This is a genomic window from Sedimentimonas flavescens (assembly GCF_025154035.1).
Taxonomy (GTDB): domain Bacteria; phylum Pseudomonadota; class Alphaproteobacteria; order Rhodobacterales; family Rhodobacteraceae; genus Rhodobacter; species Rhodobacter flavescens.
The window spans coordinates 160,943-173,684 of the sequence record NZ_JAOALJ010000005.1; the positions used below are offsets into that span (position 1 = coordinate 160,943).

The 12,742-nt window shown below is 64.7% G+C and carries 17 protein-coding genes; 6 read left to right on the forward strand and 11 right to left on the reverse strand.

Annotation, left to right across the window (positions count from 1 at the left end):
• Window position 1: 1 nt before the first annotated feature.
• From era to folK, 9 genes are all read right to left on the reverse strand, one after another.
• Window positions 2-907: a GTPase Era gene (era, locus tag N3C64_RS10855; RefSeq protein WP_218630519.1), complete on the reverse strand. Its 906-nt coding sequence runs from the start codon at window positions 905-907 to the stop codon at window positions 2-4.
• A gap of 148 nt (window positions 908-1,055) precedes the next feature.
• Entirely contained in the window at window positions 1,056-1,745 is a 690-nt protein-coding gene (gene rnc, locus N3C64_RS10860; RefSeq protein WP_218630520.1) for a ribonuclease III, read from the reverse strand.
• The gene (lepB, locus tag N3C64_RS10865) at window positions 1,742-2,524 is read right to left on the reverse strand and encodes a signal peptidase I (RefSeq protein WP_260014376.1); all 783 of its coding nucleotides are present in this window, start codon (window positions 2,522-2,524) and stop codon (window positions 1,742-1,744) included. The genes rnc and lepB overlap by 4 nt, the downstream gene beginning before the upstream one ends.
• A 57-nt stretch (window positions 2,525-2,581) precedes the next feature.
• Window positions 2,582-2,983, reverse strand: coding sequence for a holo-ACP synthase (gene acpS, locus N3C64_RS10870; protein WP_218630522.1), 402 nt, complete (start codon window positions 2,981-2,983; stop codon window positions 2,582-2,584).
• Between the two features lie 4 nt (window positions 2,984-2,987).
• Window positions 2,988-3,734, reverse strand: coding sequence for a pyridoxine 5'-phosphate synthase (locus N3C64_RS10875; protein WP_218630523.1), 747 nt, complete (start codon window positions 3,732-3,734; stop codon window positions 2,988-2,990).
• 92 nt (window positions 3,735-3,826) lie between these two features.
• Window positions 3,827-4,510, reverse strand: a complete 684-nt coding sequence (locus N3C64_RS10880; protein WP_260014377.1) for a DUF2062 domain-containing protein — start codon at window positions 4,508-4,510, stop codon at window positions 3,827-3,829.
• Window positions 4,511-4,539: 29 nt separating this feature from the next.
• Window positions 4,540-6,657 carry a RelA/SpoT family protein gene (locus N3C64_RS10885; protein ID WP_218630525.1) on the reverse strand — a complete coding sequence of 706 codons (2,118 nt, stop codon included), beginning with the start codon at window positions 6,655-6,657 and terminating at the stop codon, window positions 4,540-4,542.
• A 39-nt stretch (window positions 6,658-6,696) separates the two neighbouring features.
• The gene (gene rpoZ / locus N3C64_RS10890; protein WP_218630526.1) at window positions 6,697-7,050 is read right to left on the reverse strand and encodes a DNA-directed RNA polymerase subunit omega; all 354 of its coding nucleotides are present in this window, start codon (window positions 7,048-7,050) and stop codon (window positions 6,697-6,699) included.
• 40 nt (window positions 7,051-7,090) lie between these two features.
• On the reverse strand, window positions 7,091-7,750 hold the full coding sequence (gene folK / locus N3C64_RS10895) for a 2-amino-4-hydroxy-6-hydroxymethyldihydropteridine diphosphokinase (protein WP_311201876.1): 660 nt from the start codon (window positions 7,748-7,750) through the stop codon (window positions 7,091-7,093).
• 95 nt (window positions 7,751-7,845) lie between these two features.
• Between folK and N3C64_RS10900 the strand changes: the two genes are divergently transcribed.
• The 6 genes from N3C64_RS10900 to N3C64_RS10925 are packed head-to-tail and all read left to right on the forward strand — an operon-like array spanning window position 7,846 to window position 11,617.
• Window positions 7,846-8,409 (forward strand): LabA-like NYN domain-containing protein, encoded by a 564-nt coding sequence (locus N3C64_RS10900; protein ID WP_218630527.1) that lies wholly within the window; start codon window positions 7,846-7,848, stop codon window positions 8,407-8,409.
• Window positions 8,410-8,460: 51 nt separating this feature from the next.
• Window positions 8,461-8,904 carry a YqaA family protein gene (locus N3C64_RS10905; RefSeq protein ID WP_218630528.1) on the forward strand — a complete coding sequence of 148 codons (444 nt, stop codon included), beginning with the start codon at window positions 8,461-8,463 and terminating at the stop codon, window positions 8,902-8,904.
• Between the two features lie 54 nt (window positions 8,905-8,958).
• On the forward strand, window positions 8,959-9,912 hold the full coding sequence (ispH, locus tag N3C64_RS10910; protein ID WP_218630529.1) for a 4-hydroxy-3-methylbut-2-enyl diphosphate reductase: 954 nt from the start codon (window positions 8,959-8,961) through the stop codon (window positions 9,910-9,912).
• On the forward strand, window positions 9,909-10,511 hold the full coding sequence (locus tag N3C64_RS10915) for a LysE family translocator (protein WP_260014378.1): 603 nt from the start codon (window positions 9,909-9,911) through the stop codon (window positions 10,509-10,511). Before ispH ends, N3C64_RS10915 begins: the two co-directional genes overlap by 4 nt.
• A gap of 3 nt (window positions 10,512-10,514) precedes the next feature.
• A complete protein-coding gene (gene rnhA / locus N3C64_RS10920) occupies window positions 10,515-10,973 on the forward strand; it encodes a ribonuclease HI (RefSeq protein ID WP_218630531.1) in 459 nt (152 codons plus the stop codon).
• Window positions 10,970-11,617, forward strand: a complete 648-nt coding sequence (locus N3C64_RS10925) for a trimeric intracellular cation channel family protein (RefSeq protein ID WP_260014379.1) — start codon at window positions 10,970-10,972, stop codon at window positions 11,615-11,617. The genes rnhA and N3C64_RS10925 overlap by 4 nt, the downstream gene beginning before the upstream one ends.
• Here the strand turns inward: N3C64_RS10925 and N3C64_RS10930 are convergent.
• Together N3C64_RS10930 and N3C64_RS10935 are read right to left on the reverse strand one after the other, a co-directional pair.
• Window positions 11,614-12,330, reverse strand: coding sequence for an LrgB family protein (locus tag N3C64_RS10930; RefSeq protein ID WP_260014381.1), 717 nt, complete (start codon window positions 12,328-12,330; stop codon window positions 11,614-11,616). The genes N3C64_RS10925 and N3C64_RS10930 overlap by 4 nt on opposite strands.
• A complete protein-coding gene (locus tag N3C64_RS10935) occupies window positions 12,323-12,679 on the reverse strand; it encodes a CidA/LrgA family protein (protein WP_260014383.1) in 357 nt (118 codons plus the stop codon). Before N3C64_RS10935 ends, N3C64_RS10930 begins: the two co-directional genes overlap by 8 nt.
• Between the last annotated feature and the right edge of the window lie 63 nt (window positions 12,680-12,742).

Below are 12,742 nucleotides of genomic sequence, written 5' to 3' on the forward strand. Positions count from 1 at the left end.
CTCAATCGCCGTCCTTGAAGTCGAGCCCCATCTCGGAATAACGCTCTGCCTCTTCGAGCCAGTTCGGGCGCACCTTGACCTGCAGGAACAGGTGGACCGGGCGGCCGAGGAATTCGCTCAGATCCGCGCGGGCGGCGGTGGAGATCGCCTTGATCGTCTCGCCGCCCTTGCCCAGAACGATGCCCTTGTGGCCTTCGCGGGCGACATAGATCAGCTGGTCGATGCGGGTGGAGCCGTCCTTGCGGTCCTCCCATTTCTCGGTCTCGACGGTGAGTTGGTAGGGGATTTCCTCATGCAGGCGCAGGGTCAGCTTTTCGCGCGTGACCTCGGCGGCTATCTGGCGCATCGGCAGGTCGGCGATCTGGTCCTCGGGGTAGAACCAGGGGCCGAGCGGGAGTTCCCCGGCGAGCCATTCGCGCAGGTCATCGACGCCGTAGCCGCGCTCGGCCGAGATCATGAAGGTCTTGACGAAGGGGAACTCGGCATTGGCGGCCTCGGCGAGCTCCAAGAGTTTCTCTGCCTTGACCCGGTCGATCTTGTTGATGGCGAGTGCGACCGGCTGGGTGCCCTCGCGCTCTTTCAGGGCCGCGATGATGGCGCGGGTGCCTTCGGTCAGGCCGCGATGCGCCTCGATCAGCAAAACGACGATATCTGCGTCGGAGGCCCCGCCCCAGGCGGCGGAGACCATGGCGCGATCCAAACGGCGGCGCGGGCGGAAAATGCCGGGCGTATCGACGAACACGATCTGGCTGTCGCCCGCCATGCAGACGCCGCGGATGCGGGCGCGGGTGGTCTGCACCTTGTGGGTCACGATCGAGACCTTCGCCCCAACCATCCGGTTGAGCAGGGTCGATTTGCCAGCGTTCGGTTCACCGATTAGGGCCACAAAGCCCGCGCGAGTCGTCATAGGATCTCCTTGATGTTCTTGCGGCTGGCATAGTGGAAATGCGCGCGGCTGGCCAGATTATTCGGCTTTGCCGCGGTCGGGAGCAGAAGGGATCGCAGCCGGCAACAAATGGCCGCCGCATCAGCAGGGCGAAGGCGGGGTGGCGAAATCAGCCCTGAGGGGCCTCCAGCCGTGCCAGAAGGGCCTTGGCGGCGGCCTGTTCGGCCTGGCGTTTGGCCTTGGCGGCGGCGCGTTCGACCTCACCATTGGCCAGTTGCGCCTCGATGGTGAAGACGGGCGCGTGGTCCGGGCCTTCGCGCGAGACGGTGACGTATTTCGGCGGCGGCAGGCCGCGCGCCTGCGCCCATTCCTGAAGCGCAGTCTTGGCGTCGCGGGCATCTTCCTCGACGGCGTCGATCCGGTCACCCCAGAGCCGCAGCACCAGATCGCGGGCAGCCTCGAACCCCGCATCGATATAAACGGCCGCTATCACCGCCTCCATCGCGTCACCCAAGAGGGCCTCTTTGCGGCGCCCGCCCGACATCATCTCGGACCGGCCGAGCTTGAGCACGGCGCCAAGATCGATCTGGCGCGCGACATCGGCGCAGGTTTCCTTGCGCACCAGCGCATTGAAGCGCGGCGCCAACTGCCCTTCGGAGGCGGACTTGTCGGCACGGAACAGCGCCTCGGCCATGGTCAGGCCCAGAACGCGGTCGCCCAGGAATTCGAGCCGCTGGTTGTCGGGCCGCGTGGCCGAGCCGATCGAGGAATGCGTCAGCGCGCGCACCAAAACCTCGGGCCGCGCGAAACGATGCCCGAGGCGCCCCATGAAGGCCTCGATATCTGCGCCGATCTTCACTCGATCGCCTTGAAGAAGCGGTCCGGACGCCAGGTCCAGAAGAAGAAGAGCGAGCGGCCCGCAGATGAGAACATCACCCGGTCGGCGCGGCCGATCAGATATTCCGCGGGCACGAAGCCAAGCCCACCGGCGGCGGCCGGGAAACGGCTGTCTTCCGAGTTGTCGCGGTTGTCGCCCATGAAGAAATACTGGCCCTCGGGGACGGCAAAGACGGGCGTATTATCGGCCACCCAGTTGTTGGTGATGTTCAGGATCGAATGGCTCGCACCGTTGGGCAGCGTCTCGATCTTGCGTTCCTTGATGCAGGTTCCGCCCTGCCCGACCGGATCGTTGGAGCAGCGCGGCATCAACCCCTGCGGGCCTTGCAGGTCCTTCACTTCGGTGAACTGGCCGCCATCTTGCAACTGCACCGGCGAGCCGTTGATTTGCAGCACGCCGTCAATCACCTGTACGCGGTCACCCGGCAGGCCGACGACGCGCTTGATGAAATCGACGCCGCGCGTCGGGTGGCGGAAGACCACGACATCACCGCGCTCGGGCTCGGAGCCAAATAGGCGGCCCTCGATCGGGCAGGCCGAGAACGGGCAGCTATGCGCCGAATAGCCATATGCCATCTTGTTGACGAAAAGGAAATCGCCGATCAGCAGCGTGTCCTTCATCGAGCCCGAGGGGATCCAGAACGGCTGGAAGAACAGGGTGCGGAACACGCCCGCGATCAGCAGTGCCCAGAAGACCGTCTTGATCGTCTCGACAACTCCGCCATCAGTTTTCGTCGCCATGCTTTTCCCGCCCTGGTCTGAAAGTTCCGCCTTCCTTGGCCCGCCGCGCCGCGCAAGTCAAGGAAGCGGCCGCGCCTCGATCACCACGAAGGCCTGCGCCCAGGGGTGATCGTCGGTCAAGGTCACGTGAACGATGGCGGAGTGACCCGGCGGCGTCATCTCGCGCAGGCGTTCGGCCGCCCATCCGGTCAGCTCCATCACCGGCTGGCCCGAGCGCAGATTCGTCACGCCCATGTCCTTCCAGGCGATCCCCATGCGCAGCCCGGTGCCAAGCGCTTTCGAGCACGCCTCTTTCGCCGCCCACCGTTTCGCATAGGTGCCGGCGGTATCGGCGCGGCGCTCGGACTTGGCAATCTCGGTCTCGGTGAAGACACGGTGGCGGAAGCGGTCGCCGAAGCGTTCGAGCGTCGCGGCGATCCGGTCGATATTGGCGAGGTCGGTGCCGATGCCGAGGATCATCCGCTCACTCGCCCCGTGCGGCGTCCATCAGGTGACGCATCTGCTTGATCGCGTTTTCAAGCCCGATGAAGACCGATTCCGCGATCAGGAAATGGCCGATGTTCAGTTCGCGCACCTGCTTGATCTCGGCGATCGGGCCGACGGTCTCGAAGGTCAGGCCGTGGCCCGCGTGAACCTCTAGCCCGAGACTATGGGCATAGGCGGCACCGGCGCGCAGGGCCTCCAGCTCGGCATCACGTTCGGCGAATTGACCGGCATAATGCAGATCGCAGTAATGACCGGTGTGCAGCTCGACCACCGCCGCGCCAATGCGGGCCGATGCCTCGATCTGCCGCGGGTCGTGGCCGATGAACATGGACACCCGCGCCCCCGCTTCGCGCAACGGCGCGATAAAATCGCCAAGACGATTGTCGTCACCCGCCACATCGAGCCCGCCCTCGGTTGTGCGCTCCTCGCGTTTTTCGGGCACAAGGCATACGGCATGGGGCCGCGTCGCGAGCGCGATGCGCTGCATCTCCGGCGTAGCCGCCATTTCGAAATTCAGCGGAATGCCGATCCCTGCTTTCAGAACAGCCATGTCCTCATCGCGAATATGGCGGCGATCCTCGCGCAGATGCGCGGTGATGCCGTCGGCGCCTGCGGCCTCTGCCAGCCTGGCGGCGCGCAGCGGGTCCGGATAGGCTGAGCCGCGCGCGTTGCGAATGGTGGCGACGTGGTCGATGTTCACGCCAAGACGAAGCGAATGGAGCATGATGTCCTCCGAAGATTGCGCGCGGAGTATGCGCGAGAGCCGTGGCGGTTTGAAGGGTATCCCGAACGCTTTGCCAAGAATTCTGGTGGCGTTCAGACGTCTTCGGTCGGCGGTTCCTGGCGGTTGTTCTCTTTGCGCTCTTCGCGCTTGTGCGCAAGTTTGGCGCGGATCTTCTCAAGCCGCTCCTTGAGCCGCGTGCGCCGGCGCTTCTGGTAAGCGTCAATGATCGGCAAAGAGACATAGTAGCAGATCAGCCCCGAGACGATGCCGGGAATGAAGCCGCCGACCAGATAGGGCAGCCAGATATCGTTGAAGAACTGCGCCAGCCCGCCCCATTCGGTCTGGGCGGGCGTGAAGGCTGCGACGATATTGTGCTTCAGATCGTGCCCGGCCGCGAGGAAGGTCTCACCCAGTGTATCGACCTGATGGCCATCCACCGTGCGCCCGAGCATCCACTGCCCCAGCTTGACCGAGCTGACGGCGATGATGGGAAAGGTGATCGGATTGCCGAAGAACGTGGCAAGAAGCGAGGCGATGATATTGCCGCGCACCATGAGCGCGACTGCCGCCGCAGTCAGAAAATGAAACCCGAAAAACGGCGTGAACGAGATGAAGACGCCTGCGAAGACCCCGCGCGCGATACGATGCGGCTGATCAGGAAGGCGATTGACGCGGTGTTTGACGTAGTGAAAAGCGCGGGTCCAGCCGCTGCGGGGCCAGACTGACTCGCGCAGGGTGCTCAGGAAGGGGCGTTTTTCGCGCCGTTTGAAAACCACCGTTCTTCCTTCCGCCCGCCAGGGCTGCCTCAGGGCTTGCGCGCCAGATCTCGCCAGCGCTGGACCTGCGCCACATCTGTCTCGGCCTCGAGCGCCGTGAGCAGCGTATGCAAATGTTCCACATCCCGCATCTCGACTTCAACCATCAGCGAGTAGAAATCCGGCTTGCGGTCCATGAATTGCAGATCCGAGATATTTGCCTTCTGCTGCCCGATCAAGGTGCAGATATGGCCCAGCACCCCGGCATCGTTCGAAATCGTCAGCTTGAGCGTGGCCGAGTAAACCGGCGGGTGCTGTCCGGGCTGCCAGTGCAGATCCACCCAGCGACCCGGCTGCTCTTCGAATTCCTCAAGCGCGGGGCAGTCGATCGCGTGGATGACCACGCCCTGACCGCGATAGGTGATGCCAACGATCCGCTCGCCCGGAAGCGGCTGACAGCAACAGGCCCGGCGGAAGCTCTGATCCGCGCCAAGGCCGATCACCGCGCGCGTCGGCTCGATCGTTTCGGCGCCGCGGGCGATAAGTTCGGGGTACAGCGCCTCCAGCACCTCGCGCGCGGTCAATTCGGCCGAACCGAGGCGGGCCAGCAGTTCGATGTCGTCGGGTAGCCCGAGCGCCTTGGCCGCGGTGCGCAGCGCCTTGTCGGTGACCTTGCGCCCGACATGCTCGAAAGCCACGCGGGCAAGCTCGGCCCCGAGCTTGACGAAGCGCGAGCGATCCTCTTCGCGCAGGCTCTTGCGGATCGCGCCCTTGGCGCGGCCGGTCGCCACGATATCAAGCCAGGTCGGCTGCGGGCGCTGCCCGGCGGCGGTGATGACCTCGACCGACTGACCGTTCTTGAGGCGGGTCCAGAGTGGCACGCGAATGCCATCGACCTTGGCGCCGACGCAGGAATTGCCGATCCTGGTGTGGATCGCATAGGCGAAGTCGATCGGTGTCGCGCCCTTGGGCAGCTTGATCACGTCGCCCTTGGGCGTGAAGCAGAACACCTGATCGGAATACATCTCGAGCTTCACGTTCTCGAGGAACTCGTCGTGATCGCCCTCGGCAAAACGTTCGGTCAGCGAGTTGAGCCACTTCGCCGGATCGACCGCAAAGGGGTTCTCGGCGCGCTGCCCGTCCCGGTAGGACCAGTGCGCCGCCACGCCCGCCTCGGCGACCTCGTGCATCTGCCGGGTGCGGATCTGCACCTCGACGCGCTTGCCATCGCGGCCCGACACAGTGGTATGGATCGAACGGTAGCCGTTCGTCTTGGGCTGGCTGATGTAATCTTTGAACCGCCCCGGCACCGCGCGCCAGCGGCGGTGGATCAGCCCCAGAACCCGGTAGCAATCCATCTCGGAGGCGGTGATGACGCGAAAACCGTAGATGTCGGAGAGCCGCGAGAAGGCAAGCTGCTTTTCCTCCATCTTGCGCCAGATCGAATAGGGGCGCTTGGCGCGGCCAAAGACATCCGCGTCGATCTGCGCCTCTTCCAGCAGGTGGCGGATGTCATGCGTGATCTTGGGAATCACGTCGCCCGATTCCTTTTGCAGGCTGACGAAGCGACGGATGATCGAGGTGCGCGCCTCGGGGTTGAGGACCTTGAAGGACAGATCCTCCAGCTCCTCGCGCATCCATTGCATACCCATGCGCCCGGCCAGCGGCGCGAAGATCTCCATCGTCTCGCGCGCCTTCTGCGCCTGCTTGTCCACACGCATCGACTTGATCGTGCGCATGTTGTGCAGACGGTCGGCGAGTTTCACCAGGATCACCCGCAGATCCTTGGACATGGCCATGAACAGCTTGCGGAAGTTCTCCGCCTGTTTCGAGGCGTTCGAGGACAGTTGCAGGTTGGTCAGCTTGGTCACGCCATCGACCAGTTCCGCAACCTCGATGCCGAACAACTCGGAGACCTCGGTATAGGTCGAGCGCGTGTCCTCGATCGTGTCGTGCAGAAGCGCGGTGATGATCGTGGCGTCGTCCAGTCGCTGCTCGGTCAGGATGGCGGCAACGGCGACGGGATGGGTGAAATAGGGCTCGCCCGAATGCCGGAACTGCCCTTCATGCATTTTCAGACCGTAGGCATAGGCCTTGCGGATAAGTTCGGAATTTGTGCGCGGGTTATAGTTGCGAACGAGCGCGATCAGGTCTTCGACGTCGATCATTTCGCGCTGCGATCCCCCCTCGCGCCTGTTTCTTGGCGATCAGCCGCGACCCTGCGCGTCCATCAGCGCGCGCAGCATGCGCTCTTCGCTCATGTCGTCTTCCTTCGGACGATCCATCTCACCGCCCATGAGCAGCGACATGGCGTCATCTTCCGGCTCGTCGACCTCGATCTGGGTCTGGTTCGACTCGATCAGACGCTCGCGCAGATCGTCTGCGGCCTGGGTCTCTTCGGCGATCTCGCGCAGCGCCACGACGGGGTTCTTGTCGTTGTCGCGATCCACGGTCAGCGCGGCACCCGCGGCGACTTCGCGCGCACGGTGGGCAGCGAGCATCACCAGCTCGAACCGGTTCGGAACCTTGTCAACGCAATCTTCAACCGTCACGCGGGCCATCTGCAACTCCAATCAGACTTGGGAGGTGTGAGGGGCCTATTTAGGCGCTCCAAAAGGTATTGACAAGCGTTTCATCCACAGACTTCGCCGGGTCAAACGCTTGCAGCCCCGCTTTTTCCGCCTCGGGCAGGGCCGAGACCATCTCTGCAACCGTCTTTCCGCTAACCGGGTGGCGCCAGAGCGGCGCGATCTCGGCAAGGGGAATCAGCACGAAAGCCCGATCCGCCATGCGCGGATGCGGCACGATCAGTTGATCGGGCGTCTCGCACTTCTGCGCCTCAAGCGGCAGGTTCGTCCACCGGGTTAAGGTCTCGGGATCGGGCAACACCGCATCGCCCATCGCCAACAGATCAAGGTCGATCTTGCGGGCCTCCCAACGATGGGTGCGCGAGCGTCCAAGCGCCTCTTCTACCCGATGCAGCGCCGCCAAGGCTTCGGGCGCGCCCATATTCCCCCGCACGACGGCGCAGGCGTTCACGAAATCCGGCCCCGATCCGGCGGGAAAAGCAGGCGAGCGGTAGAAGCGACTCACCGCCATAAGATGAAGCCCTTCGGCTGGTAAGTTTGCCAGCGCGGATCGGACAGTTTCCGCCGAGTAGCCTGTTTCCGAAGGCAGATTTGACCCTAGGGCAACCAAAAACGTGTTACTATACATAAAGGTAGATACCCTCGCGCCGCGGCTGTTGCTATGTCCTAACATGCTAATCGTGCCCTGTCGGCGTAATTGGTCAATTTTATTTTCCGCGCCAACCACTCAACGGCGTCATCGGCAGGCCTGATGGAAAGGACATTTTGATGTTTTACAAAGACGAACGGCTTGCGCTGTTCATCGATGGTTCGAACCTTTACGCAGCGGCTAAGTCGCTCGGGTTCGACATCGACTACAAACTGCTCCGACAGGAGTTCGAGCGCCGCGGCAAGCTGGTTCGGGCCTTCTATTATACTGCCCTGCTCGAGAACGAAGAGTATTCGCCGATCCGTCCGCTGGTCGACTGGCTGCATTACAACGGCTACGCGATGGTGACGAAACCGGCCAAGGAATACACCGACTCGATGGGGCGCCGGAAGGTCAAGGGCAACATGGACATCGAGCTTGCCGTGAACGCGATGGAGCTTGCGCCCCGTCTCGATCACGCGGTCCTGTTCTCGGGCGACGGCGATTTCCGCCCGCTTGTCGAGGCGCTTCAGCGCCAAGGCGTGCGCGTCTCGGTCGTTTCGACGATTCGCTCGCAGCCGCCGATGATCGCGGACGAGCTGCGCCGTCAGGCCGATAATTTCATCGAGCTGGATGCGCTGCGCGACGTGATCGGACGCCCGCCGCGCGAGCCGCGCGAAACCGAGACCTCGACCAACGCCTGATCTCTTTCTATATCTGCCGCGCCGGGTGCCTGCCGCGCCCTGAGGAAGACGATGGAAGAGACCGCCTCACTGTTGGGACTGTTTTTCTCGGCGATGCTGGCGGCCTCGCCGATCCCGATGCAGTCGGAAATTGTCTTCGTCGCGATGCAGACGGCGGGGCTGGCACCCGTGTGGCAGATGCTGCTGGTTGCCGGTGTCGGCAATACGCTTGGCGCGCTGATCACCTACGGGTTTGGGCGCGGAGCGAACCACTGGTCGGACCGGCGCTGGTTTCCGGCTACGCCGCAGCAGATGGAGCGCGCGCATCGCTGGTTCGAACGCTGGGGCATCTGGGTTTTGCTGCTCAGTTGGGCACCGGGGGGCGATCTGGCCTGCCTTGTCGCGGGCGTGTTGCGCATGAACCTGTGGATCTTCATTCCGATGGTCGCGCTGGCCAAGACCGGGCGCTATGCCGCCGTCGCATGGGTGACGGCACAGGCCATGGGTGCGGGCTGACACATCCCCTCTGGACCTGGGGCCGCCCGCCGCATACCTGTGGGACAACAGGAGATGCCGATGAAGCCAGCACTGACCCTTTATCTCGCCGCCCCGCGCGGCTTTTGCGCGGGCGTGGATCGCGCCATCAAGATCGTCGAGATGGCGCTCGAGAAATGGGGCGCGCCGGTCTATGTCCGCCACGAGATCGTGCATAACAAATTCGTCGTGGACAGCCTGCGCGACAAGGGCGCGGTCTTCGTCGAGGAACTGGACGAATGCCCCGATGACCGCCCGGTGATTTTCTCGGCGCATGGCGTGCCGAAATCGGTGCCCGCCGAGGCGCGGCGCCGCCACATGGTCTTTGTGGACGCCACCTGCCCGCTTGTGTCCAAGGTCCATATCGAGGCCGAGCGCCACCACGCCGAGGGCCTGCAAATGGTCATGATCGGCCATGCCGGTCACCCCGAGGTTCTGGGCACCATGGGCCAGCTGCCCGAAGGCGAGGTGCTGCTTGTCGAGACTGTCGCCGATGTCGCCACGCTGACGCCGCGCGACCCGGATCGCCTGGCCTTCATCACCCAGACCACGCTTTCGGTCGATGACACGGCAGGCATCGTGGCTGCCCTACAGGCGCGTTTCCCAAGCATCGTCGGCCCCGCCAAGGAAGACATCTGCTACGCCACCACCAACCGTCAGGCCGCGGTCAAGACCATCGCGCCGCGGATCGAGGCGCTCCTGGTGATCGGCGCGCCGAACTCGTCGAACTCGCGCCGCCTGGTCGAGGTGGGCAGCGCCGCGGGCTGCGGCTATTCACAGCTTGTGCAGCGCGCCACCGACATCGACTGGCGTGCACTGGGCAGCGTGCGCACGGTCGGCGTGACCGCCGGGGCCTCGGCCCCCGAGGTGCTGATCAACGAGGTCATCGACGCTTTCCGCGACCGTTTCGATCTGACGGTTGAACTGGTTGAGACCGCGCGCGAAGATATCGAATTCAAGGTTCCGCGCGTTCTGAGGGAAGCTTCATGAGCATCGAGTATTTCCTGACCGTCCTGATCGTCTGCCTCGCGCCGGGGATTGGCGTGGTCTACACGCTCTCGGTCGCGCTTGGGCAGGGGCTGCGCGCGGGTATCTGGGCCTCGGTCGGCTGCACGCTGGCGACGCTGGTGCATCTGGGCGTGGCGATGGCGGGGCTGGCGGCGGTGCTGCACAGCTCGGCCGTGCTGTTTCAGGCGGTGAAATTCGCGGGCGCGGGCTATCTGATGTGGATGGCCTGGGGCACGCTGAAGGGCCAGGGCGGGCTTGAGCTGCGCGCGGCAGAACCCGAGAACGTCGCCCGAATCGTGCGGCGTGGCGTGACGCTGAACCTGCTCAACCCCAAGATTCCGATGTTCTTCATGGCCTTCCTGCCGCAATTCATGGCGCCCACCGACGGGATCGAGGTGATGGCGGCGCTTGGCGGAGGCTTTGCCGTTATGACCTTCGCGGTCTTCGTGGGCTACGCGACGCTTGCGGCCTCGGGGCGGCAGGCCGTGTTGTCGCGCCCCGCTGTCATGGCCTGGCTGCGCCGCGCCTTTGCTGCCTCTTTCGCGGCCCTTGGCCTGCGACTTGCGATGGAGCGCGCCTGACCCATGCCCGATCTTTACGCATGGACCGATGGCGCCTGTTCGGGCAACCCCGGCCCCGGTGGCTGGGGGGTGCTTCTGCGCGCAATGGATGGCGAGCGCATCGTCAAGGAGCGTGAGCTTTCGGGCGGCGAGGCCGACACCACCAACAACCGGATGGAACTGCTGGCCGCGATCAACGCGCTTGAGCGCCTCAGCCGCGATGTCGCCATAACGATCACCACCGACTCGGCCTATGTGAAGAACGGCGTGACCAGCTGGATCCACGGCTGGAAGCGCAACGGCTGGAAAACCGCCGACAAGAAGCCGGTGAAGAACGTCGATCTGTGGCAGCGCCTTGATGAGGCGCAGGCCCGCCACCGGGTCACCTGGAAATGGATCAAGGGCCACGCCGGCCACGCCGAGAACGAGCGCGCGGATGAGCTTGCCCGCGCCGGCATGGCGCCCTTTAAGGTCAAGGCATGAGCGGGCTGGCGGGCCTGCCGGTCGGGGCGATCCTCGATTATGCCTCGGTGCTGATCTTCGCGCTGACCGGGGCGCTGGTGGCCTCGCGCCAGCAACTTGATGTCGTGGGTTTCATCTTCATCGCCGCGCTGACGGCGGTCGGCGGGGGCACGCTGCGCGATCTGCTGCTGGGGCGCGACCCGGTATTCTGGGTCGGGCGACCGGGTTTCATCCTGTTGATTGCGGCCGCCGCTGTTCTGGTATTCTTCACCGCGCATCTGCTGGAAAGCCGCTATCGCGCGCTACTCTGGCTCGATGCCTGCGCGCTGGCGGTGGCGGTGCCCGCGGGTGTTGCCGTGACGATGGCGCTTGGCCATGGCCCGGTGATCGTGCTGATCATGGGCGTCATCACCGGCAGCTTCGGCGGCTTGATGCGCGATGTGGTCTGCAACGAGGTTCCACTGACCCTGAAACAGGGTGAGCTGTACCTAAGCTGCGCCTTTGCCGGTGCCGCCGCCGCGCTGATCCTGACGGCGCTTGGCTTTGCCGGGTTGCCTGCGCTGATCGGCTGCGGGCTGGTAACGTTTGCACTGCGCGCGGGCTCGTTGCGGTTTGGCTGGAGCCTGCCGGTCTACAAGGCCCGCCCGCCCCGCACGCGCGGCTAAAGGAACAGACTCAGCACCAGCGGCGCAAGGAAGGCGGTCAGCACCGCGTTCAGCCCCATGCCGATCGAGGCAAAGGCCCCCGCCGTATCATGCACCTGAAAGGCGCGCGCCGTGCCGATGCCATGCGCCGCGACCCCCGTGGCAAAGCCGCGCGCGCGCCAGTCTTTCAGTCTTAGCGCGTTCAACATGGGCGTGACGAAAATCGCTCCGATCATGCCGGTCAGCAACACCAGCACGGCGGTCAGCGTCGGCGCCCCGCCAAGTGATTCCGAGATCCCGATGGCCACCGGCGCCGTGGCCGATTTCGGTGCGAGCGCCGCCAGAAGCGCGGTATCCGCCCCGAATGCCCAGGCAATCGCCAGCGCCGAGAAGACCGCCGTGAACGACCCCGCCAGCAGCGCCACCACGATCGGCACCAGCGCCCGCCGCACCGCACCCAGGTTGGCCTGCAAGGGCACGGCAAGGCAGACCGTCGCCGGGCCGAGCATGAAGTGGACGAACTGCGCGCCCTCGAAATAGCTTTGGTACTCGGTGCCGGTCAGCCCCAGCAGCACCGCAAGCAGGATGACAGCGATCATCACCGGGTTGGCCCATGGCTTGCGCCCCGAGCCGCGAAAGATCGCATCCCCCGCCCAATAGGCAAAGAGCGTCGCGCAAAGCCACAGGAGCGGCTTTGAGGCAAGGTAGGACCAGATCAGCGCGGCGTCAGTCATCGGCGCGGCTCCCGACAAGGCGCGCGACCCAGGTGAAGGTCACCGCCCCCACCACGATGGCCAGAAGCGTCGAGACCACCAGCGCCACCGCCAGCGCCACCCCGTGAGAGGCGAGCGTGGGCATATGAGCCACCACCCCCACGCCCGCAGGCACGAACAGCAGCGACAGGTTCTGCAACACCCCCTGCGCCGTTGGCCGGATCAACTCGCGCAACCGCGTCGACACGGACAGCGCGACCACCAGCCCGACCATCCCCAGCACCGGTCCGGGCAGCGGCAAATGCCCCGCGCGCGAAATCACCTCGCCCGCAAGCTGGAACAAAAGAATGATGGCAAGTGCCCCGACCATGCGCGCCCCCTTTGGTTTCCCGTTCCTAGGCTAAGCCCGATTGCGCAGGCCCGAAAGCCGAAA